This window comes from Neglectibacter timonensis, assembly GCF_900048895.1.
GTDB classification, from domain to species: Bacteria; Bacillota; Clostridia; order Oscillospirales; family Acutalibacteraceae; genus Acutalibacter; species Acutalibacter timonensis.
The window spans coordinates 186,322-209,453 of record NZ_LT160637.1 but is presented as its reverse complement, the minus strand read 5'-3'; the positions used below and the strand labels follow the sequence as shown (position 1 = coordinate 209,453).

At 51.3% G+C, this 23,132-nt stretch carries 22 protein-coding genes; 9 read left to right on the top strand and 13 right to left on the bottom strand.

The window, feature by feature from the left end:
• Positions 1-44: 44 nt before the first annotated feature.
• The 13 genes from serS to rpmH all read right to left on the bottom strand — a co-directional run bounded on the left by serS (position 45) and on the right by rpmH (position 11,660).
• Positions 45-1,322, bottom strand: coding sequence for a serine--tRNA ligase (serS, locus tag BN3911_RS03620; protein ID WP_066861460.1), 1,278 nt, complete (start codon positions 1,320-1,322; stop codon positions 45-47).
• Between the two features lie 116 nt (positions 1,323-1,438).
• Positions 1,439-2,290: a ParB/RepB/Spo0J family partition protein gene (locus BN3911_RS03615; protein ID WP_066861457.1), complete on the bottom strand. Its 852-nt coding sequence runs from the start codon at positions 2,288-2,290 to the stop codon at positions 1,439-1,441.
• A 21-nt stretch (positions 2,291-2,311) separates the two neighbouring features.
• Positions 2,312-3,076, bottom strand: a complete 765-nt coding sequence (locus BN3911_RS03610) for a ParA family protein (RefSeq protein WP_066861454.1) — start codon at positions 3,074-3,076, stop codon at positions 2,312-2,314.
• Between the two features lie 227 nt (positions 3,077-3,303).
• The gene (locus BN3911_RS03605; RefSeq protein WP_066861451.1) at positions 3,304-4,104 is read right to left on the bottom strand and encodes a ParB/RepB/Spo0J family partition protein; all 801 of its coding nucleotides are present in this window, start codon (positions 4,102-4,104) and stop codon (positions 3,304-3,306) included.
• Positions 4,105-4,251: 147 nt separating this feature from the next.
• On the bottom strand, positions 4,252-4,689 hold the full coding sequence (locus tag BN3911_RS03600; protein ID WP_187127674.1) for a GNAT family N-acetyltransferase: 438 nt from the start codon (positions 4,687-4,689) through the stop codon (positions 4,252-4,254).
• Between the two features lie 39 nt (positions 4,690-4,728).
• Positions 4,729-5,454: a 16S rRNA (guanine(527)-N(7))-methyltransferase RsmG gene (gene rsmG / locus BN3911_RS03595; protein WP_066861446.1), complete on the bottom strand. Its 726-nt coding sequence runs from the start codon at positions 5,452-5,454 to the stop codon at positions 4,729-4,731.
• Positions 5,451-7,343, bottom strand: coding sequence for a tRNA uridine-5-carboxymethylaminomethyl(34) synthesis enzyme MnmG (mnmG, locus tag BN3911_RS03590; RefSeq protein ID WP_066861443.1), 1,893 nt, complete (start codon positions 7,341-7,343; stop codon positions 5,451-5,453). The genes rsmG and mnmG overlap by 4 nt, the downstream gene beginning before the upstream one ends.
• 64 nt (positions 7,344-7,407) lie before the next feature.
• The gene (gene mnmE, locus BN3911_RS03585; RefSeq protein WP_066861441.1) at positions 7,408-8,781 is read right to left on the bottom strand and encodes a tRNA uridine-5-carboxymethylaminomethyl(34) synthesis GTPase MnmE; all 1,374 of its coding nucleotides are present in this window, start codon (positions 8,779-8,781) and stop codon (positions 7,408-7,410) included.
• Positions 8,782-8,860: 79 nt separating this feature from the next.
• Complete coding sequence (gene jag / locus BN3911_RS03580; RefSeq protein WP_066861439.1) at positions 8,861-9,694, bottom strand: RNA-binding cell elongation regulator Jag/EloR; 834 nt, start codon at positions 9,692-9,694, stop codon at positions 8,861-8,863.
• Between the two features lie 49 nt (positions 9,695-9,743).
• Positions 9,744-10,820, bottom strand: a complete 1,077-nt coding sequence (locus BN3911_RS03575; protein WP_147578510.1) for a YidC/Oxa1 family membrane protein insertase — start codon at positions 10,818-10,820, stop codon at positions 9,744-9,746.
• A 32-nt stretch (positions 10,821-10,852) separates the two neighbouring features.
• Positions 10,853-11,089: a membrane protein insertion efficiency factor YidD gene (yidD, locus tag BN3911_RS03570; RefSeq protein WP_306286909.1), complete on the bottom strand. Its 237-nt coding sequence runs from the start codon at positions 11,087-11,089 to the stop codon at positions 10,853-10,855.
• Between the two features lie 3 nt (positions 11,090-11,092).
• Complete coding sequence (gene rnpA / locus BN3911_RS03565) at positions 11,093-11,455, bottom strand: ribonuclease P protein component (protein ID WP_066861532.1); 363 nt, start codon at positions 11,453-11,455, stop codon at positions 11,093-11,095.
• Positions 11,456-11,525: 70 nt separating this feature from the next.
• The gene (gene rpmH, locus BN3911_RS03560; protein ID WP_020074590.1) at positions 11,526-11,660 is read right to left on the bottom strand and encodes a 50S ribosomal protein L34; all 135 of its coding nucleotides are present in this window, start codon (positions 11,658-11,660) and stop codon (positions 11,526-11,528) included.
• Positions 11,661-11,998: 338 nt separating this feature from the next.
• On the opposite strand from rpmH, the gene dnaA reads away from it, so the two are divergent.
• The 9 genes from dnaA (at position 11,999) to gyrA (ending at position 22,949) form a co-directional block, all read left to right on the top strand.
• Complete coding sequence (dnaA, locus tag BN3911_RS03555; RefSeq protein ID WP_066861433.1) at positions 11,999-13,312, top strand: chromosomal replication initiator protein DnaA; 1,314 nt, start codon at positions 11,999-12,001, stop codon at positions 13,310-13,312.
• A gap of 308 nt (positions 13,313-13,620) precedes the next feature.
• Positions 13,621-14,724 (top strand): DNA polymerase III subunit beta, encoded by a 1,104-nt coding sequence (dnaN, locus tag BN3911_RS03550; protein ID WP_066861430.1) that lies wholly within the window; start codon positions 13,621-13,623, stop codon positions 14,722-14,724.
• Positions 14,725-14,828: 104 nt separating this feature from the next.
• Positions 14,829-15,035, top strand: a complete 207-nt coding sequence (locus tag BN3911_RS03545; RefSeq protein WP_066861427.1) for an RNA-binding S4 domain-containing protein — start codon at positions 14,829-14,831, stop codon at positions 15,033-15,035.
• Positions 15,036-15,068: 33 nt separating this feature from the next.
• Positions 15,069-16,202, top strand: a complete 1,134-nt coding sequence (recF, locus tag BN3911_RS03540; RefSeq protein WP_066861424.1) for a DNA replication/repair protein RecF — start codon at positions 15,069-15,071, stop codon at positions 16,200-16,202.
• Between the two features lie 27 nt (positions 16,203-16,229).
• Positions 16,230-16,487 carry an extracellular matrix regulator RemB gene (gene remB / locus BN3911_RS03535; protein ID WP_066861422.1) on the top strand — a complete coding sequence of 86 codons (258 nt, stop codon included), beginning with the start codon at positions 16,230-16,232 and terminating at the stop codon, positions 16,485-16,487.
• 26 nt (positions 16,488-16,513) lie between these two features.
• Positions 16,514-17,491, top strand: a complete 978-nt coding sequence (locus tag BN3911_RS03530; RefSeq protein WP_066861419.1) for a hypothetical protein — start codon at positions 16,514-16,516, stop codon at positions 17,489-17,491.
• A gap of 340 nt (positions 17,492-17,831) precedes the next feature.
• Positions 17,832-19,778 (top strand): DNA topoisomerase (ATP-hydrolyzing) subunit B, encoded by a 1,947-nt coding sequence (gene gyrB / locus BN3911_RS03520; RefSeq protein ID WP_066861413.1) that lies wholly within the window; start codon positions 17,832-17,834, stop codon positions 19,776-19,778.
• Between the two features lie 55 nt (positions 19,779-19,833).
• A complete protein-coding gene (locus BN3911_RS03515; protein ID WP_147578505.1) occupies positions 19,834-20,331 on the top strand; it encodes a hypothetical protein in 498 nt (165 codons plus the stop codon).
• 53 nt (positions 20,332-20,384) lie between these two features.
• Positions 20,385-22,949 (top strand): DNA gyrase subunit A, encoded by a 2,565-nt coding sequence (gyrA, locus tag BN3911_RS03510; protein ID WP_276780336.1) that lies wholly within the window; start codon positions 20,385-20,387, stop codon positions 22,947-22,949.
• The last annotated feature ends 183 nt before the right edge of the window (positions 22,950-23,132 follow it).

Here is a 23,132-nt window from a genome sequence, read left to right as displayed (position 1 = left end):
TGGAAAAAGGCCTCCTTTTCTTACGAAGAGGAGGCCTTACATTTTCAGCGGATAGCGTCTTTACCGCCCATATACATACGCAGGGGTTCCGGTATCCGGATGCTGCCGTCTGACTGCAGATTATTCTCCAGGAAAGCAATGAGCATGCGGGGGGGCGCCACCACGGTATTATTCAGGGTATGGGCAAAATAGTTGCCCTCTTTCCCCTTGATACGGATGCCAAGCCTGCGCGCCTGGGCGTCGCCCAGATTGGAACAGCTTCCCACTTCAAAATACTTTTTCTGCCGCGGCGACCAGGCTTCTACATCAATACTCTTCACCTTCAGATCCGCCAGATCACCGGAGCAGCATTCCAGCGTGCGAACCGGTATTTCCATGGAGCGGAACAGCTCCACCGTATAGCTGTACAGCTTGTGGAACCAGTCCATGCTGTCCTCGGGCTTGCAGACCACAATCATCTCCTGCTTTTCAAACTGATGGATCCGGTAGACGCCCCGTTCCTCAATGCCGTGGGCGCCCACTTCCTTCCGGAAGCAGGGGGAATAACTGGTGAGCGTCTGGGGCATTTGCTCTTCCGGCAGGATGGTGTCGATAAACTTGCCAATCATGGAATGCTCGCTGGTGCCGATCAGATACAGGTCTTCTCCCTCTATCTTGTACATCATGTTTTCCATTTCGGCAAAGCTCATCACCCCGGTCACCACATCGCTGCGGATCATAAAAGGGGGAACGCAGTAGGTGAATCCCTTCTCGATCATAAAATCCCGGGCATAGGACAGAATGCCGGAATGCAGTCTGGCAATGTCCCCCATCAGATAGTAAAAACCATTTCCGCTGGTTTTTCTGGCGCTGTCCAGATCAATCCCCTGAAACCGCTCCATAATGTCGGTATGATAGGGGACCTCCCATTCCGGGACAACCGGCTTGCCGTATTTTGTCACTTCCACGTTTTCACTGTCGTCCCTGCCGATGGGTACAGACTCGTCAATGATATTGGGGATGACCAGCATACGCTTCCGGATTTCCTCCGCCATCTCCGACTCCCGGCGCTCCATTTCTTCCAGTTCACCGGCAATGGCAGCTACCCTTTTTTTGGTCTCCTCCGCCTCATCCTTCTTTCCCTGACCCATCAGCTTGCCGATCTCTTTGCTGATGGTATTGCGCTGCTGTCTCAGTTCGTCGCCCCGTCCTTTGGAGGCGCGGAACTGAGCGTCCAGCTCTATGACTTCATCCACAAGAGGCAGTTTTTCCTCTTGGAATTTCTTCCTTATATTTTCTTTGACCAACTCCGGATTCGTCCGAATCAACTTGATGTCCAGCATTTTTCTCTACCCTTTCTCACGACTTTATTGTCACTTAATTTCATATCCCAGTGGAAAAGATTTCTTTTTCCAGTCAGGACGGTTCCTGCGTTTTCGTCATTGTTCAGAACGGGTTCCTATTCGTCTTCCTTCAGCTTCAGCTCGCTCAACAGGTTCTGAAGATCTTCTTCCCCGTAAAATTCAATCTGCAGAACTCCCTTCTTCCGGGTCCCCGCTACCTTCACCTTCCGGTTGAGGTATTCTCCCACAGCCAGCTGGGCTTCTTCATAGTATTGGTTTTTAGCGCCGCTTTTCTTCGGTGCGCTCTTTTTTTCGTTCAGCTTTTTTGCCAGGTTTTCCAATTCCCTCACAGACGCGCCCTGACGGGCCTTCTGCGCTCCCAATCTCATATCTTCCTCATTTTTGAAACTCAAAAGCGTCCTGGCATGTCCAGCGGAAATTTCTCCGTTCTCCAGCAGTTTCTGGATGTCCTCCGGCAGGTTCAGCAGCCGCAGAGCGTTGGTCACTGCAGGCCGGGATTTTCCGACTGTCCGGGAAACCTCTTCCTGGGTAAAATCCTGCGTTTCGATCAGGGTGCGGTAGCCTCTCGCTTCTTCCAACGGGGTGAGGTCCTCCCGCTGCAGGTTTTCAATCAGCGCAAACAGCATTTCTTCCGCATCCGTCATTTCCCGGATAACAGCCGGCACCTCGGAAAGTCCGGCCATTCTGGCGGCTCTCCAGCGGCGTTCTCCCGCTACTATGCGGTACCCCCCGCTGAGCATGGGCCGCAGCAGAAGGGGCTGCAGCACGCCGTGCTGTGAAATAGAATCCGCCAGCTCGGAAAGCGCCTCGCTGTCAAATTCTTTTCTGGGCTGCTCCCGATTCGGTTCGATCTCACTGATACGGATACTGACCGCTCCCTCGGCGCTTTCCGCATTATTCTCTGCAAAAATTGCGTCCAGGCCTTTTCCAAGTCCCCTTTTTTTCATATTCCTTTACCCCCTTCCGTTTTATTTATTGTTTTTTAAAATTTCCTTTGCCAGGTTTCCATAGGCTTCTGCGCCTTTGGAAGCCCGGTCATAGTAGAGCACAGGCTGTCCGAATCCGGGCGCCTCCGAAAGCCGGACCGTACGCGGAATTACGGTTTTAAATACCTTGCGGGGAAAATATTTTTTCACTTCTTCCACAACCTGCTGTGTTAAATTCAGCCTTCCATCATACATGGTCAGAAGCACGCCCTCAATATCCAGCCTTTCATTGTACTGGCGCTTTATCCTGCGCACAGTATTCATCAGCTGCGAGAGACCCTCCAGCGCGTAATACTCGCATTGAATGGGAATCAGGATTGTATCCGCGGCATTGAGCGCATTGGTTGTGATTAGGCCCAGGGAAGGAGGACAGTCTATCAAAATGTAATCGTAATTTGTCCGGATGGAGCCAAGAGCATTTTTCAGCATAGACTCCCTATTTTCCAAATTGGCAAGTTCTAATTCAGCGGCGGCCAGATCGATATGAGAGGGGAGGAGATCCAAATTTTTAAAGGAAGTCTTCACCACAGCTTCAGAAGCTTTTGCCCCGTTGATCAAAATATCATAGATGCTCACCTTGCTCTGCCGGCGGTCTACTCCTACGCCGCTGGTACTGTTTCCCTGGGGATCCGTATCGGCAAGCAGCACCTTTTTCCCTTTGTCCCCCAATGCTGCCGCCAGATTCACCGCGGTTGTGGTCTTTCCCACACCGCCCTTCTGATTGGCAGCCGCTATAATCTTTCCCATCGAAGAATCCCCCTCCGCGTCCGACCCGGCGCGCTTACTCAGTCAAAATCAGTGTTCTTATCATATCACAAAACGGCTCTAAAGGAAAGCCCAGCCTGCATTTTTCGTCGAATCCTTTTTTATGTTTCACATGAAACAATAAGGGTACTTTCCCACAGCAAGAAAAGACGGCCAGACGCTTGGTAGCGCCGGCCGCCCTCTCTGTGGGAAATGAATAAGGGAATGGGTTAAACTTGTACTCTGTTTAATTTTGGAATCCGTACGGTACACTCGATATACTCGTCTGTCTCCTTGCGCTCTGTCTGCGCCTGGATTCCGGCGGTCTTCATGGCATCGACCGCATGATCAATCGTATTGATAAATAAACGAATATCCTTTGCCACAAAGGTTCGTTTTGCTTTTTTCGGTTTTGTCTTTGGCTGGACGGCAGCAGCCACCAGTTCCTCTGTTTGAGAGACATTGAGATTTTTTTCCACTACCATGTGGAGAACCTTTTGCCGAACCGTCATATCGTCGATCCGCAGCAAAGCTCTTGCATGCCTTTCCGACAGCTGATGTTCCAGAATTTCCATCTGCTCTTCGTTGCTCAGCTTGAGCAGCCTGATCTTGTTTGCCAAATAGGATTGACTCATTCCGAGACGTTTTGCCGCCTCTTCCTGGGTGATCTCCCATTCTCGCAGCAAATTGACGATAGCGTTTGCCTGCTCAAACATCTGCAGGTCTTTTCTCTGCACATTTTCCAGCAAGGCGAGGACTGCGCTGTCACTGGGAGCGCAATCGGCCACAATGGCGGGAATTTCCCGAAGACCGGCAATTTTACTGGCGCGAAGCCTTCTTTCACCGGCGATGAGGTAATAGATGCCTCCCTCTTTCCTGACAGTTACCGGTTGTAACAGGCCATTCTCTTCAATGCTTAACGCCAGGCTTTTAAGCTCGTCCTCCCGGAAGGTCTTTCTGGGCTGGGAGGGATTGGGCAGTATTTTAGAAACTGGAAGTTTTACAAGCTTCACCTTGTCCTTAAAAAACATCGGCCTTTTCCCCCTTTCGCAACTTTATTTTAGCACCGGTTTTCCGCATCTTTTGTTGGAAGCTGTCGTTCCTAAAAAAGAAAATGCCTCTTTCCGATTTTAGGAACGGCAAAGAGGCATTTATCCTTTTCTGTCGGCATGGATTCCTTATAAATACTTTTTAAATCCCTTTTCCTCATGAAACCCCAACCGACGGTAAAACTCATGAGCGCCCGTCCGATTCTGGCCGGATACAAGGATCTCGTAATGACAGTTTTGTTCTTTTCCCCATTTTTCGATTTCTTCAAACATTTTTCTGCCCACACCCTTGCCCTGGTACTCAGGAAGCACAGCCACATTTTCTACCAGCAAAATTGGGCGGCAGGTATCACAGATATCTTCGAAAACAACGCCCAACAAACTTCCGCAAAGAACGCCTGCTTCCCTGTCCTCTGCCACCAGCAAATATTTCTGAGGATCATGGCTGAGCTTTTCTACCAGCTCAGCCATTTTATTCCGATCAGCACTGTTGTCGCTGATCACCAGCATCACTCTATCCAGACCGTCCAGATCCTCTACTCCTGCCTCTCGCATCAGAAGTTCCAATGGTATTTCACTCCTTGTCATTCTTTCTTCCGTATGATATTACTTATTACCGCTGCTCAAAGGATGCTTCGCGATTGTTCCGCCATGACGAGGATACCCTTTTGGGGTAAACCGCTTTTTTTGTATTTTTATCAACGTTCTTTCTTCGCCATCCGGGAGCAGGAAGGGAAGCACTGTCTCTTCGCCTCCCAAAAGTTCAATCGCATAGCTGGAACCATTCAATTCTTCCTGTACGGCAGGCCCTTTCATAGCGAAAAAGATTCCCTTCATTTTAATGAGAGGAATACAATACTCACAGAGTACATTGAGCGGAGCCACTGCCCGGGCCACCGCAACGTCAAAGCTTTCCCGCATTGTTTTGTCCAAACCTGCCTCCTCTGCACGTCTGTGCACCAAAGTGCTTTCCAGTCCCAGCTCAGTACAGACAGCCTTCAGAAAATTCAGTCTTTTATTGAGGCTGTCCAGCAAAGTCAGCTTCAAGTCCGGCCTCATAATTTTCAGAGGAATTCCAGGAAATCCAGCGCCTGTTCCCACATCAATAAGCTTTGCTCCCTGCTTCGGCTGATAAAGGGACAATAAGGACAAGCTGTCAACAAAATGCTTTTCCACAATTTCAGCCGGATCTGTAATGGCTGTCAAGTTCATTTTTTCATTCCATTCCAAAAGAAGCTCCATATAGCGCTGAAAAAGGTCAGCCTGCCCGGCATCTACTTTTACGCCTACTTTTTTGCTCTTTTCCATCAGTGCCGCTCTGATATCAGTCATACTCCGCCCTCTTTCTTTTCCTTCATCCCATTTGCCGCCAGCCAAATAAGCAAAACGGAAATATCCGCCGGGCTGACTCCCGAGATTCTTCCGGCCTGTCCAATGTTTTCCGGCCTCACTTTGGAAAGTTTCTCCGCCGCCTCCAACCGCAGGCCTTTGATCTGCTGATAATCCACATCAACCGGCAGTTTTTTTCGTTCTACCCGACGCATTTCTTCAATGTCCGCCTTCTGTCTCGCTATGTATCCTTCATATTTCAGTTCAATTTCTACATTTTCAAATACGGACTCTGGATAATCAGGCCGTGTCCTGTCCACCGGCTTTAAAGCCTGATAGCTGAGCTGGGGACGCTTGAGCAGTTCTGACAGCCGAACGCCGGTGGTAACAGGTGATGTTTCATGTGAAACAAGAATCTGATTGAGCTCCTCTGAAGGCGGCAGCACCGTAGATTTTACCCGTTTCGCCTCCGCGGTTTTCCTCTCCTGCTTTTGCTGGAAACGCTGCCAGCGCTGTTCGGAAATCAGTCCAATCTCATAGCCTGTGGGAGTCAAACGCTCATCCGCGTTGTCCTGCCGCAACACCAGCCTGTATTCTGATCGGGAGGTCATCATACGGTAAGGATCAGAAACGCCCTTTGTGACCAGATCGTCGATAAGCGTGCCAATGTAGGAACCCGCCCGGTCCAGTTTCACCGCACTCTTTCCCTGAAGCTTTCTGGCAGCATTAATTCCCGCCACCAACCCCTGTGCGGCTGCCTCCTCATAACCCGAGCTGCCATTGAACTGTCCAGCTCCGTAAAGTCCTGAAAAATCCCGGAATTCCAGGCAGGAGTCCAGCTGCAGAGGATCGCAGCAATCATATTCAATGGCATAGGCATTTCGCATGATTTGAACATGTTCCAGGCCCTGTATCGTATGATAGAATGCGATTTGTACATCCTCAGGCAGGGAAGAGCTCATTCCCTGCAAGTACATTTCCTCCGTATCCAGGCCGCAGGGCTCGATAAATAACTGATGCCTGGGTTTGTCGGGAAACCGCATAATCTTATCCTCAATACTGGGACAATAGCGGGGCCCGATCCCTTCGATCATGCCGCCGTAGAGGGGGGACCGGTGTATATTCTTAAGGATTACCTCTTTCGTGCGGTCATTCGTCCAGCTCACATGACAGATATCCTTGTTTGTCAGTTCTTCTTCCGTTTCATAGGAAAAGGGAATCACCGGATTATCCCCTTCCTGAATTTCCAAGCTGGTAAAATCAATAGAAGAACGGCGTACCCGGGCCGGCGTACCGGTTTTAAACCTTCTCATGGAAATACCCAGTTTTTCAAGAGAATCCGGCAGATAGGCAGACGGAAACATTCCATCCGGCCCGCTCTCATAAGAGACATCTCCCACATAGATTTTCCCGCCCAAAAAAGTACCCGTGGCGAGGATGACAGCCCCGCATTGATAGACAGCGCCCAAACGCGTGGTCAGAAGCCATTTGCCTTCTATCTTTTCCAGCTTTACAATTTCCGCCTGCCGCAGCTCCAGATTTTTGCAGCACTCCAGTTTATGTTTCATCATACGGGAATAGGCATTGCGGTCGATCTGTGCGCGCAGGGAATGTACGGCCGGCCCTTTTCCAAGATTCAGCATCCGGCTCTGTATCATACAGGCGTCGGCTGTTTTTCCCATTTCTCCGCCCAAAGCATCTATCTCTCTCACCAGATGGCCCTTTGCCGTGCCTCCGATACTGGGATTGCAGGGACAGTTTCCCACAGCATCCAGATTAATTGTGAAGACTGCGGTGCTGCAGCCAAGTCTTGCCGCTGCTAGCCCTGCCTCGATACCCGCATGCCCGGCCCCAACCACCGCTACATCAAAATTTCCTGCCTCATACTCCATTGAGATTTTCCTCCGTTTTCCGTTTTCAGCTGATTACAGCCAAAGCTACAGCAACAGCAGTTCCTCATTTTCCAACGCAGAATTCTTCAAACACCTGATCGATAATTTCATCCGATACCCGCTCCCCAATCAAACTGGAAAGCGCAGAAATTGCGTCCTCCACACAAACTGTCACCGCATCATAGGTGAGCCCCAATTTCAGTGCCTCCAATGCCTCTTTTACCGCTTTCAGCGCCCGGTTGGCATCCTGCCGCTGCCGCTCTGTAGAGAGTACGCCATCTGCAGGGTCGAAATGCTCTATGTCCAAAATTTCGGACACTTCTTTTTTTAGGCTTTCCAGCCCCTCGCCCGAAGAAGCTGAGAGATAGGCAACATGACGAAAATTGTTTCGAATGACGCTGTCCTCCAATTTTGCCGGTAGATCCGTCTTATTTACCACTGCCACAGCGGGAATCCCCTTGAGGCTGTCCATCAGCTCCCTGTCTTCCGAAGAAAGCTCCTGTGAAGAGTCAAACACTGCCAGCACCAGCTGGGCCGTTTTGAGCCGCTCTTTTGCAGCCGCCACACCGATACTCTCTACCGGGTCCTCCGTCTCCCGAATTCCCGCAGTGTCCGCCAACCGAAGAGGTACGCCTCCTAAAAGCACTGTATCTTCCACTACATCCCTGGTCGTTCCAGCATACTCCGTCACAATAGAGCGTTCACATCCGGACAGCAAATTCATCAGGGTGGACTTTCCAGCATTTGGCCTTCCGGCGATTACCGTTTTTAAACCCTCCCGGTAGGCCCTTCCGGTATCGAAGCCTGCCAAAAGGTCGGAGAGTTCCTCTTCCGCTTTGTGCAGTCCTCCTGTAAGCTCCCCTTCTTCCACCTCTGGAACCTCTTCTTCCGGAAAATCTGCCCAGGCAGCCAGATGGGCGGACAGCCCCAAAAGCGCCTGCCGCACCCTTCCAATTTTCCGGGAAAGCACGCCGCTGCTGGCAGCCTCTGCAGCCCGCGCCGCCTGTTCTCCACTGGCGCCGATCAGCTGCATAACAGATTCTGCCTGGGTCAAATCCATCTTCCCATTGAGAAACGCCCGGCGCGTAAACTCTCCTGGTCCCGCAGGTACGGCGCCAGCAGCCAAAACTTCCTGTAACAGCCTTTTTGTCACGTAGAGTCCGCCGTGACAGGAGAGCTCTACCACATCTTCTCCTGTATAACTCCTGGGAGAGGCAAAGAAAAGCGCCACCACATCATCCAGCTTTTCTCCATTCCCGGTATAGACGGCGCCAAAAAGCGCCCGGTATCCCTTTAATTCAGCAATGCGTTTTCCACTTTTAGAACGAAATACAAGGTCTGCCACCTGCCGGGCATCAGAACCTGAAATGCGGACAATCCCAATGCCTCCCGGCGCCTGCGGCGTGGAAACCGCGGCTATGGTGCGCTGATTCTCCATCTTATGATCCTCTCCCTTCATTGCGTTGAAATCTCAAAAAAACAGGGCGGTCATCCGACCGCCCTACACTATTTCCTGACTATTTTTTTGCTTCTATCTTTCCATAAATCGGCGCCGTCGGATCATCTGCCTTGGGATGTTCCGGTCTGGATACAGGAGTCTGCTGCCTGGTTCCTGTGCTTCTAGGAGGTCTGGAACCGCTCCGGCGGTCCCGGTCATAACCGCCGCTCCTTCTGCCGTCCTTTCCTCCAGGCCGGCGGTTGTCTCTGCGCTGTATCCGTTCGCCGCCCTCAGGCCCAATTACCACGTGGCGGGCAAGGTCTGTGCCTTCGCTCCAAGATTTTGCTCCCTCAACGGTTTGCACCGCTGTGTGAATAATTCTGCGCTCATAGGGATTCATCGGCTCTAAAGAAGAGTTTCGTCCTGTTTTCACCGCTCTGGCCGCCATCTTTTTTCCCAGTGATTCCAAAGTTTCTTTCCGCTTTTCCCGATAATTTCCCACATCCAGGGTGATGCGGTAATAGGATTCATCCACATGGTTTGCCACCAGGGAGGCAAGATACTGCAGGGCGTCCAACGTCTCTCCGCGATGGCCGATAATAAATCCAATGTCCTCTCCATTCAGAGTGAGAGCAGCGCCTGCTTCCTCCTCCTGAATTTCTACCGTCACATCGGGAAGTCCCATTTCCCGGAGTACGTTTTTCAAATAGTTTGCGGCCTCCTGAGCAGGATTGTTTTCCTCAATATAGGCCCGCACCTTTGCTGGACTGCCGCCAAAAAGTCCAAACGTCTTTTTTGTAGGCATTTCCAAAATTTCAAATTCTGCGTCTGTCGTCTCCACGCCCAACTCTCTGCAGGCATTTGCAAAAGCAATTTCTACGGTCTCGCCTGTGGCAACGGCTTCTCTAATCATGGTTTCACATTTCCTTTCTCTTGCAAGGCGGAAAACTCAATTCCTTTTTTCACTTTTTGTTTCCAAGATAGTCAGTCGTACTGTTGGAAGATCCACCGGATTTCTTACCGGACTTCTTTTGTCCCTGCTTCTGCTTGCTCTCTTTTGGCAGCCGCGCCTGCGCCGCTGCCGCGATCTTGTCTGCAATTTCCTTCTGTGCCGGCGCAGGCAGCGGCCTCACCGACCTCTCCGCAAGTTCCAGCGTCACCGCCCGCTGCGCTTCACTCATAGCTGTCATTTGATGATAACTGAAATATTTGTTCGTGACAATGCTCTGTACAAAGCTGGTCACAGAAGAAATTACCCAATAAAAACCCACGGCCGCAGGCATGGTATAAGCCCAGTACACACTAATCAGGGGGAAGACATACATCATCACCTTCATACAGCCGGGCTGTCCCTGGGTACCGGTCATAGAGGTCTTCGTCATGTAGAACTGATAGCCGAAGCTGGTGACCAGGGAGAGCACGGGAATCAGCCACAGGAAGGACATAAAGTCAGACTGCTGCGGGGTGGCCAGCAGATCCAGTCCCAGAAATTTAAAGCCCTTTGAGAAAAACTCCATCTTTTCCATATCCCCGGGATTGAACATGGTCAGATTGCCCTTGAGAGCGTCAAAATTACGGATGATCTCCAACTCGCCGTAAAGGCTGCCGGCAGAAGCGGATACCATTCCCGGAATCCTGGAAATATAATCCTTTGCCAATTCGATAGATCCCGATGCGATATGCAGCGTATTGGAAAGGGGAAGGATAACCGAATAATAAATGCCCAGCATGATGGGAAAAGGCAGTAGGGAAGTCAGGCAGCCTGAACCGGGGTTAACCCCCTCCTTCTCATAGAGCTTTGCCAGCTCCTCATTGTACTTTTGTTTATTGGTCCCGTACTTCTTCTGAAGCTCCTTCTGCTTATCCGCCAGCTTTGACTGAGACGCCATGCTTTTCTGCTGCTTGATGGACATAGGGAACATCACAAGCTTTAAAATTACGGTAAACAGAATAATGGCCACGCCGTAATTCCGGAAGATCGTGTATAAAAACCACAGCAGATAGCCAAGAATGCTTCCAAAGAAATTAAATATTTGCATCAACGTTGCAGCGCTCCTCTATGTTCAGCTTCTCAGCCTTTTTTCTTTTCCTTTTTTTCCGGAACCGGGTCATATCCTCCCCGGCTCCAGGGATTACACCGCAGAATACGCCAGACAGTAAGCAAACCGCCTTTCAACGCTCCGAATCTCTCAATGGCCTCCAAGCCATATTCCGAGCAGGTGGGAATATAGCGGCACATAGCAGGCTTTCTCGGGGAGATGGCCCTGCGGTAAAACCGAATCAACCGTAAAAACAGCCGTCTTATCATCTTCTAATTTTCCTGCGCGGAAAAGGCCGCCGGTTTCAATACTCCGGCCGCCGTCAGCTCTTTTTCCATATGGCGTCTCACATCCGTGCTTTTTACATGAGGGGTTCTCCCTCTCGCCACGAAAACAAGATCGTATCCGCTTTTCACTCTGGGGGAAAGTTCCCGGAACGCCTCCCGGATCACTCTGCGGGAACGGTTGCGCAAGACGGCGTTGCCGATCTTTTTGCTTGTGGTGATACCGACCCGGAGCCCCTGGTTCCGGTTTTTTTTCACATAGACCACCACAAGGGGGGAAACAAAGCTTTTCCCCTTCGCATAGAGTCTTCTGAAATCATTGTTCCTGCAGATTGAAATGAACTTGTCCATATCCACATCCGTTCCGAAAATTGCGCAAAACAAAGAAAGGCCACGCTCAGGTGACCTTTAAAAGGCATCATCAATAAGAAAGACGTGCTCTGCCTTTTGCTCTGCGGCGTGCAAGTACCTTGCGTCCGTTCTTATCAGACATTCTTTTCCTGAAACCGTGCTCTTTCTTTCTGTGGAGCTTCTTCGGCTGATAGGTTCTCAGCATATAAAAACCCTCCTTTCGAGGTACTTTCCCTTGCGAGTTAACATTATAGCGTAAAACTTCCCATTGTGTCAACACAATTTTTTCGCGCAACACCGCGCACGGCCTGTATTTTTTTTCCGCCCGGGCCCTCTCTTTTCCATCGTTTTTTTGAAACCGGAATACCTTGTTATTCCAGCTTCCAGAAACACAACAGATTGTATGTCTTTTCCGGAAAGAAGCACCCATGCCCGGCTTGCAAAAAAATTTGAAATAAAACCCGCTTTATGATATACTTTACCTTGAATATCGGCATTTTTCTATTTTATGCGGGATCATTTTGTGTTGGAGGGTAATCTATTTTGGATTCATTCGATCAGGCTTGGGAACTTATCTGCGATTATTGCAGATCCAAAATCACAGAAGTGGCTTTTAAAACCTGGTTCAGCCGTCTGAAACCGGTGTCTCTGGATTTTACAGACGGCGTAGCCATACTTGAAGCGCCCAATGAATTTCATAAACAGACGCTTCTGCGCTGCTACAGCGATCTGCTGAGCGAAGCGTTTCAAAGTGTATTCGGTTCCAAAATTGATTTTTCCCTCTGTGTCAAAGAAGAACTCAGGTCGAAGAAGAAGGAACCGGACACTGCGGCTGACGGCGATTATGAACTCACCTTCGACACCTTTGTGGTGGGCTCTTCCAACCGTTTTGCTCATGCCGCCTGTCTGGCTGTGGCGACAAAACCCGCCATACTGTACAATCCCCTGTTCATCTATGGAAATTCCGGGCTCGGAAAGACTCATTTGCTTTATGCCGTTTCCAAAGAAGTGCATAAATCCTTTCCTCAGATGTCCATCGTCTACATTAAGGGCGACGACTTCACAAATGAGATGATCGAAGCCATTAAAAGCGGTACCACAGCGGCATTCCGGGAAAAGTACCGGCATGCAGATCTGTTTCTTGTTGACGATATTCAGTTTATTGCAGGCAAAGAATCCACTCAGGAAGAATTCTTCCATACCTTCAACACCCTGTATGAGGCAAAAAAACAGATTGTCCTCACGTCCGACCGGCCGCCGAAGGACATCGCCACCCTGGATGACCGCCTGAAAACCCGTTTTGAGTGGGGCCTCACCGCAGATATCCAGCCGCCGGATTTTGAGACCCGAATTGCCATTATCACCCGCAAGGCGGAATCCTTAGGTTTTACCATTCCGGACAACGTGTGCGAATACATTGCAAATAAACTGAAAAGCAACATACGTCAGCTGGAGGGCGCTGTCAAAAAGCTGCGCGCATTCTATTTATTGGAATCGAAGCCCATCAATATAGCTACCGCCCAGGCGGCTATCAGCGACATCATTAATAACGATCAGCCGGCTCCCGTCACAGTGGATAAGATTATTGAAGAGGTGGCCCGCACTTACGGCGGCATCACCTCGGAAGATATCCGCTCTCAGAAACGGAATTCTAATATTTCGGCCGCCAGGCAGGTTTCCATGTATATCGTCCGTGAAATCACCCAGATGTCCATGGTAGAGGTGGGACAGACCTTCGGCGGCAGGGATCACTCCACTGTGGTCTATGCCATCCGCCAGGTGGAAAAAAACCTGAAGAACGACCCGCACATGAAGGCTATGGTAGACGACATCATTAAGAACATCCGTGACCGATAAGTTTTTCACAGTTTTTCCAACATTCCACAAACAGCTTTCCACAGACCGTGGAAGAAAGGAAAACTTTCCAACGGCCTCCACAAAGATTCCACGGGGCAAAAAGAAAAACACACAGACCTTTTTTTCAGGAAGCAACTGAGAAAAATAACCTTTTCCACATTTTCACAGCCCCTAATATTACTGTTAAATCTAGAATATAGTAAAAGAACAAAAAGAGCTTTGTTTTGCTCTTCGCAGAAATCGAAACGTCTGCATCACAAAATAACTCCTCTATCAGGATCCTTTCGAAAGCGAGCGTGAATCATTAAATGAAATTTACAGTCAGCAAAAGCGACATGACTGAAGCAGTCACAAATATACAGAGAGCCGTCTCCACAAAGACGTCCATTCCTGCGCTGGAGGGAATCCTTATCAGCGCAACAGAAGGCAGCCTCGAACTGTGTGCCTATGATTTGGAACTGGGTATCACCACCGTCATTCCCTCCACCACACAGGAGCCCGGAAAAGCAGTGCTGAGCGCGAAGCTGTTTTCCGACATTGTACGCAAGACCCCTGCAGAAACAATCACCATTTCTGTAGACGAAAAAAATATGGCGTCCATAGAAAGCGGTTTCAGCAAGTTTTCCATTATCGGCATCCCGGCTGAAGAATTTCCGGAGCTTCCGAAACTTACGGATTCCACAGTAATTGAACTGCCTGCAAACCTTCTCAAAAGCATGATCCGCCAAACCTTGTTCGCCGTAGCGGAGAGCGACGCAAAGCCCATTCATCAAGGAAGCCTGTTCAACATTGAAGCCGGAAAGCTGGATGTGGTTTCCGTGGACGGCTACCGGCTTGCAAAACGTACAGAAGCTGTGGTTTTTCCGGAAGATATCTCCTTTGTCGTGCCTGGAAAAACATTGGGGGAAATTCTCAAACTGCTCAAGGACAGCGAGGAGCCTGTGGAAATTTCCGCGGGAAAGCGGCATATCCTTTTTAAAATAGAAAATTATACCGTAATCTCCAGCCTTCTGGAAGGAGAATTCCTCAATTACAAGGCTGCTATTCCTCCAGAGAGCAAAACCGATGTCATCGTGCGTACCAGAGATGCGATAGAGAGCGTGGAGCGCGTTTCCCTGCTGATTACCGACAGGCTGAAGAGCCCTGTCCGCTGCCTGTTTGAAGAAAATGAAATCAAGCTCAACTGCACTACGTCCATGGGACGCGCCAGCGACCAGCTGAGCGCGGATATGACAGGCGAAAACGTGGAGATCGGCTTTAATAACCGTTATCTGTTGGAAGCGCTCCGCAATACGGAGTGCGACGAAGTAAAAATTCAGCTGGGCGGTTCTCTGAGCCCTATGAAAATTGTCCCAAAAGAGGGAGACAGCTTTCTCTTCCTGGTGCTTCCTGTCCGCCTGAAGAACGACTGAGAAAAGGCAGGGCTGCACCCTGGAAAAAGAATGGCAGTTTCAGACGCGGGCGCTGGAACTGACCAAAAATGAGGATCCAACTTTTCAAGAGTTGGGAGGAAATTATGGAGTCAATTGAAATCAGCACGGAATTTATCAGGCTGGACGCCCTCTTAAAGCTGACCGGCTTGGTGGACACCGGCGGGCAGGCAAAGTTTGTCATTCAAAATGGGGAAGTTTCCGTCAATGGAGAAACCTGTACCATGCGGGGAAAAAAGCTTCGTTCCGGTGATACGGCGTCCTACGCTGGGAAAGAATTTGCCGTGCGGTAGCTCTTTTTACTTTTTTTAGAGAGGATTCCTTTCATGCACGTAATTCGCCTGGCAACCCAAAATTTCAGAAACCTGGAAGATGGAGAGCTCTTTCCCTGTAAAGGGGTCAATGTGATTTACGGGGGGAACGCGCAGGGAAAGACGAACCTGCTGGAAAGTCTCTGGCTCTTTACGGGAGGCCATTCCTTCCGGGGCGCAAAAGATGCGGAACTGCCGAAATTGGATGTGCAGAAGGGGACCAATACCTCAAAAGCTTCTCTGGCTTTGGATTTTCACAGCGAGGAGCGGGATCAGAGCGCGGTGCTGAATTTTGAAAACGGCAGGCGCAATTCCGTAATCAACGGGGTAAAGAAAAAGACAGGCTCCGCTTTGATCGGCAAAGTGTGCGCCGTCATCTTTTCTCCGGAGCATCTGCTTTTGATCAAAGAAGGTCCCGCCCGCCGCAGAGGCTTTCTGGACGGCGCCCTTTGTCAGATGAAGCCGGGTTACGCCGGGCTTCTCAGCGTATATAACCGGTCTCTGCTGCAGCGAAACGCGCTGCTGAAGGATATTTCCCGATATCCCGAATTGGAAGATACCTTATCTGTATGGGATCTGCGTTTGGCAAAGCTGGGGGCGGAGGTGATGCGGGAACGGGGCAAATATCTTGAAAGGCTGGCGCCGAAGGTCCACGGGGTTTATGCGGGGATTTCCAAAAACCATGAGGAAATTCAGATCAGCTATTCCCCTTCCGTTAAAAATTATGTGGAAAACTTATCTCTTCCGGATGCCGAGCAGGCTTTTTTGGAGGAATTGGCCCGTACCCGGAATACCGATTTGCGTTCCGGATTCACAAATTCCGGTCCCCACCGGGATGACTTTGAGATTATGCTGGATGGATTTTCCGCCAGGGTATACGGCTCCCAAGGACAGCAGAGAAGCACAGTTCTGGCCCTGAAGCTTGCCGAAGCGGAGCTGCTTTCCGATTTTACCGGGGAAACCCCCATTGTGCTGCTGGACGACGTCATGAGTGAGCTGGACCAAAGCCGGCAGGATTATTTGATGAACCATCTGCATGGAAGGCAGGTATTCCTCACCTGCTGCAGCCCTGAAACAGTTGAGCTGTTGAAAACGGGAATGCGGTTCCGGGTGGAAGCCGGAAAAGTTTTCCCCGAAAATATGGAATAAAGTGTAAAATAAATTCGGAGGTGCCGGATGTACCTGCATCTTGGGCAAAATACCGTTGTCAATATGAAAGATATCGTAGGCGTGTTCGAAATGGACAATTCTACGGTTTCCAAACATACAAGAAATTATCTCACCAGAGCGCAGAAGGAACACCGTGTGGTCAATGTGTCAATGGAGCTGCCGAAATCCTTTATTGTCTGCCGGGAAGGCGGCCGGGAGATCGTGTATCTCTCGCAGATTTCCACGGCGACTTTGCTGCGCAGGGCTTCCCTGCAGAATATGTGAGAGAAATCGGAAAGGCTGGTTAAAAGATGCAGTATTTTGGAGTACCAATCTGCCCGTACTGCAAAAAGCGGGTCAACCTCATCAGAACATGGTCCTTAAAACGGCAGGGAGAATACAAATGCCCGCGCTGCGGCGGTATTTCCAATATTTACCTGTCTCCGTTGATTTATGTGTTTGCCGTAATCGCTATTTTTGCAGGCGGCGCCATCTATTTTTTCCACAAGTTTATTTTGGATGACGTCTCCCTTTCCACGGTGCTTCAGGTAATCATTCCATTTATCGTTTTTTTTCTGCTCAGCCTGTTCCAAGTTTATCTGGCAAAGCCGGTAATCAAGCGGGTATCCAGGGAGGAATTGGAAGCAAAAAAAAGAGGTGCGCGCAGAGGAATGGAAAACCGGCGCATGCCCGTAACGGATTCCAAAAACGTCAAACCGGATTATCGCCTGTCGGACCATGGAGAGTTCAACCCCAGGATGGATTATGTTACAGGGCCGATTCAGCAGCCGGATGAGGACGATGTGAAAATCCATGTGGGCGCAGTCCGGCGGGAGCCGGTGTCCAAAGAGGATTTAAGCAGGACCTCGGTGGTAAAGCTTTCTCCGGAGCAGGCGGCTTTGCCGGAAGAAGAGGTTCCTGTCCGCCTGGCTGCCGATGAAATTTCCCCCAGAAGGGTTGCGCCGCAGCGGGAAGCGCCGGCCAACAGAGCCAGAAGAACAGGGGATTCCGTTCCTGCTTCCCGGGGAAATACGCCTCCTGCCCAGCCGCGGAGAGGGGATACAGCGCCGGATATTCGCCATGATGTCCCTGTGCAGCGCCGTGCAGAATCTTCTGTCAGGCGGCCGGAAGCAGGTTCCGGAGCAGTCAGGCCGGCTGAGCCCGTCCCTTCCGCACGGGTGGTCAGCAGTGTGGAAATCCCCAGCGTCAGCGATGACTTTTTTGCGAAATATGAGGACCCCGCCTATGTGGAACAGCGTCTTCGGGAGCTGAAGGAAAAGAAAAACTGAGTTTTCAACAAAGTTATCAACATGATGTTTAAAACTTGAAAATTGAGAACGCAGCATCTTGTTTTTCAATAAAAAATACGAGAAAAAAAGCCAGACTGTTTGCTCAGCCTGGTTTTTTTCTTATCGTGGGAAAAACGATTGGAAAAACGACGGTAAATCCTTGGAAACTCCCAGAAAACCTGAGTTTTTTGCCATAGGATTTCCCGCTTTTTTAGGTTTACAAAAGAAGCAAAATCTGTTATACTAATATATAATATAACCTCGTTAAGAGAACCGCAGAATCTCTAAAACAGGGCAGGCTGGCCTGTGGAAAAAGAGACACAATGGAGGGCATTGTCAGTTGGATACCAATGAAATCACTAAAGTAGAGAAAGAATATGACGGCGACCAAATTCAGGTGCTGGAAGGCCTGGAAGCGGTACGGAAACGCCCGGGCATGTATATCGGCTCCACAGGGCCGAGAGGGCTGCACCATCTGGTGTATGAGATTGTGGATAATGCCATTGACGAGGCCTTGGCTGGATTCTGTGACAGAATTATCGTAAAGCTGCTGCCGGGAGACATTGTGTATGTTTCCGATAATGGACGCGGTATCCCGGTAGGGGTACAGCATAAAACCGGTCTGCCGGCTGTTACGGTCGTGTTTACCATTCTGCATGCCGGCGGAAAATTCGGCGGCGGAAGCTATAAGGTTTCCGGCGGCCTGCACGGCGTGGGCGCTTCCGTGGTGAACGCTCTTTCAGAGTGGCTGGAAGTCCGTGTCGTCAGCGACGGTGTGATTTACAAACAGCGCTTTGAACGCGGCAAAGCCGTAACGGAGCTGGAAGAAAAGGGCACCGTAGAAAACAGCAGGATGAACGGCACGGATGTGTGGTTCAAGGCAGACCCGGAAATTTTCCGGGAGACCACGGTTTATGAATATGAGACGTTGCAGACCCGCTTGCGGGAACAGGCCTTTCTCAATGCCGGCATCCGTATTGAGCTTTCGGATGAGCGGGATCCTGAGAATATCCTGCACAGCGAATTCTGTTATGAGGGCGGCGTAAGCTCCTTCGTGGACTACTTGAACAAGAAAAAGGCCATTGAGGTGATCCACCCGGAAATTATTCATTTTTCCGCTGCAGCGGAGGATGAAAATTCCACGGCGGAAATCGCCCTGCAGTACACGGAAAGCTTTAACGAGCTGATTCTTTCTTTTGCCAACAACATCCATACCACGGACGGCGGCACCCATGAGGACGGCTTTAAACGCGCCCTCACCCGTGTGATGAACGATTATGCCCGAAAGTATAACATCCTCAAGGATAACGACAAAAATCTCAGCGGCGAGGATGTGCGGGAAGGGCTTACCTGCGTCATCAGCGTCAAGCTGAAGGACGCCCAGTTTGAGGGGCAGACCAAGGCAAGGCTGGGAAATACGGAGATCAGCGGGCTGGTAAGCTCCATGGTATCGGAAAAGCTGACCACGTTTTTAGAGGAAAATCCGGCCACGGCACGGGCTATTTTCGATAAGGCGCTGGCAGCGTCGCGGGCCAGGGAAGCCGCCAGGAAGGCGCGGGATCTGGCGCGCCGGAAAACGGCGCTGGAGAATACCACACTGCCCGGCAAACTGGCGGACTGCCAATCCCGGGATGCATCGGAAACTGAAATCTATATCGTGGAGGGAGATTCCGCCGGCGGCTCCGCCAAAGGCGGACGGGACCGGAAATTTCAGGCGATCCTCCCTCTCTGGGGTAAGATGCTCAATGTGGAGAAGGCGCGGCTGGACAAAGTGTACGGCAACGAAAAGCTGATGCCTGTGGTTACGGCCCTGGGCACCGGCATCGGTGAGGATTTCGACCTGAACAAGCTTCGCTACGGCAAAATCATCATCATGGCGGATGCCGATGTGGACGGATCCCATATCCGTACGCTGCTGCTGACGTTCTTCTACCGCTTTATGAGGCCCCTGGTAGAAGAGGGGCACGTCTATCTTGCGCAGCCTCCCCTGTTCCGGCTCACAAAGGGAAAACGGCATTATTATGCTTTCTCCGACCCGGAGCGGGACCAGATTATGGCGGATTTGGGCGCCAACTATGAGATACAGCGCTATAAGGGCCTGGGCGAAATGGACTCCGAGCAGCTTTGGGAGACCACCATGGACCCCGCCCGCCGGACGATGCGGCGGGTAGAGGTGGAGGACGCCGCGGAGGCGGACGAAATCTTCACCGTGCTCATGGGAGATAAAGTGGAGCCCCGCCGGGATTTCATCGTGAAATTTGCCAAGGAAGCAAACTGGGACGTTTGAGCCATTCTGACGTCGGTGAAAACACAAGAGGGGAAACTCCTGAAAAAGGCGGGAATTGGAAACAATTATGTCTCATATTGAATTTTCTTATACGCTGACAGAAGAAGAGGTCTTCGAAGGGCTGAAGTATTCGGGAATCTATAAAACCTCGGGAAAACGGGCGGTGATTGAAACCTCTGTGCTCGCCGCGCTCTTTCTGTTTTTCCTGATCTCCTTTCTCTATAACAAAGAATTTTTCAACCTTGTGATGGGGCTGATCACTCTGGGCGTGGTGCTGGGGGTAACGCTGGTGCCGCGGCTAGACATGCGGAAACAGGCCAAACAGGGCCAGAATACGGTGAAGGTACGTCTTTACGAAAAGGAACTCTATGCCGATACCGCACAGGGCAGCAGAAAGATTTCCCTTCAGGGAGCGAAGGTGAAAACTGTGGGAAAGAAGACCCAGCTGACGGCGGTGCTGCCGGAGGACGGAGGGCTTCTGCTCATTCCCGTACGGGCAATTCCAAAGGATGTGCGCGGACGGGCCTTGAGCCTTCTGCTGCAGAACAATTGATTCAGTAAAAGAAATGGTTTTCGAAAGAACGGAACCGGAAAGGCGAATGATCCATGGATTTTGAAAATACGGAAAATATGGCGGAGGAATCCGGAGGCCGCGTCATACATGTGGACGTCACGAAGGAGATGCGAAAATCCTTTTTGGATTACTCCATGTCCGTCATCGTGCAGAGGGCCCTGCCGGATGTACGGGACGGCCTGAAGCCTGTGCACAGGCGTATCCTCTATACCATGTATGAAAATACCCTGTGGCCGGAAAAACCTTACCGCAAGTGCGCCGATACGGTGGGCTCCGTGCTGGGGCGTTACCATCCTCATGGGGACACATCTGTCTACGACGCCATGGTCCGCCTTGCCCAGGATTTTTCCATGCGCTACATGCTGGTGGACGGCCACGGAAACTTCGGTTCCATAGACGGAGACCCTCCCGCGGCCTATCGATACACCGAGGCCAAGATGAACAAGCTCTCCGTGGAGATGCTGCAGGATATCGACAAGGACACGGTAGATTTCAATCCCAACTACGACGACCGTCTGAAAGAACCCACAGTGCTGCCCAGCCATTTCCCCAACCTGCTGGTCAACGGTTCTACCGGCATCGCCGTGGGCATGGCCACCAATATCCCGCCTCATAACATGAATGAGGTGATCGACGGCATGTGCTGCCTCATCGACAATCCGGAGGCAACTCTGGAAGAGCTGATGGAGCACATCAAGGGTCCGGACTTCCCTACCGGGGGCATTGTGATGGGCCGGAGCGGCATTCGGGCCGCCTATGCCACGGGCCGCGGCAAGATTACGGTGCGCGCCCGGGCGGAAATTGAGGAAAATGAAAAGACGGGCCGTTCCAAGATCATTGTCACTGAATTGCCCTATCAGGTGAACAAGGCAAGGCTGATTGAGAATATCGCCGACCTGGTGAAGGAAAAGCGCATTGAGGGCATCTCCAATATCGACGACCATTCCGACCGCAACGGCATGCATATTGTGATAGATGTGAAACGGGACGCTTCTCCCCAGATCGTGCTGAACCACCTCTTCTCCTTTACCCAGCTGCAGACCACCTTCGGCGTCATCATGCTGGCTATTGTGGACGGGGAGCCGAAGATGCTGAACCTGCGGCAGATTCTGGAGGAATACGTCAAGTTCCAGATGGATGTCATCACCCGGCGCACCAGGTTCGACCTGAAAAAGGCCCAGGAGCGGGCCCATATTCTGGAAGGCTTGATGATTGCCCTGGACTTCATCGACGAGGTGATCGCCATTCTGCGGGCCGCCAAATCCATACCGGAAGGCAAAACAGCGCTGATGGAACGTTTCGGCTTGGACGACGTGCAGGCCCAGGCCATTGTACAGATGCGCCTGGGGCAGCTCACCGGCCTGGAGCGCGAAAAAATCGAGGAAGAGCTGGCAGGCCTGAAAGAGAAAATTGCCGATTTCCTGGATATTCTTGCAAGCGAGGGCAGACGCCTTGCCATTGTGAAGGACGAAGCCCAGGCCATGAAGAAGAAGTTCGGCGACGAACGCCGCACAGAGATCGCGGCCATCAGCGGTGAAGTGGATATCGAGGACTTGATTCCCGTAGAGGAATGCGTGCTCACGCTGACGAATTTCGGTTATGTGAAACGCCAGAAAATGGACACCTACCGGCTGCAGAGACGGGGCGGACGGGGCGTCACCGGCATGACCCGCCGGGATGAGGATGTGGCCACGGAACTCTTTGTCACCGGAAGCCACGACTATATCCTGTTTTTCTCCAGTCTGGGCCGTGTCTACCGGCTGAAGTGCTACGAGATTCCCGAGGGTTCCCGTACCAGCCGTGGAATGAACATCAAGAATCTTCTCCCCCTTCAGCCGGAGGAGAAGGTGACCTCCATGATTCGGGTAACCCAGTTTGACGAGGATAAATACCTGGTGATGGTGACGAATAACGGTGTAATCAAACGCACAAAGCTTTCCGCTTATGATACGGCCAGAAAGGGCGGCCTGATCGCCATCGACCTGGACGAGGGCGACGTGCTTTCCTGGGTGCGGGAGACAAACGGCAGCGACGAGCTGCTTGTGGCCACGAAGAAGGGTATGGCCATCCGGTTTGAGGAAACCCAGATCCGTGAGCTGAGCCGTACGGCCAGAGGCGTGCGGGTTATGCGCCTGGCCGAAGACGACTGTATTGTGGGAATGTCGGTTCTGCGTGAGGGCGGCCTGGTGCTCACCGTGACGGAAACCGGTTACGGCAGGCTTTCCGCGCCGGACAATTACCGCCTGCAGCACAGGGGCGGCAAGGGCCTTACCAACTACCACACCGAAAAATACGGCGATGTGGCAGCCATCAAGGTGGTGGATCTGGAGGATGACATTATACTCATCTCTGAGGAAGGCATCATCATCCGCATTCTGGCCTCCTCCATCCGCGTTTGCGCCAGGCCCAGCAAGGGTGTGCGCGTGATGAAGCTGCAGGAGGGAGATAAGGTGGTCACTTTGGCCCGTGCCCCCCATGAAGAAGATGAGGTGGACGCAGTGGAAATTGAGGACGACGGCACTGCGGACGAGGGAGCCGCCAGCCCGGAAGAGCTGGAACAGGAAGCCCAGGAAGATACCACAACGGACGAAGAATAAAGCAAAGCAGCCCTTCCGAAATCGGAAGGGCTGCTCTGTTTAGGAAGAAAGGCCCGGGCAGGTTTTCTTATTTTTCCATTGGTTCGCCGGGTCTTGTGAAAGCTTCCTCAGGCTTCGCGATAAAAAAACAAGCCTTCTGCGGTTTATTTTGCAGAAGGCTTGTCTTCTTCCGGTTCTTCCATG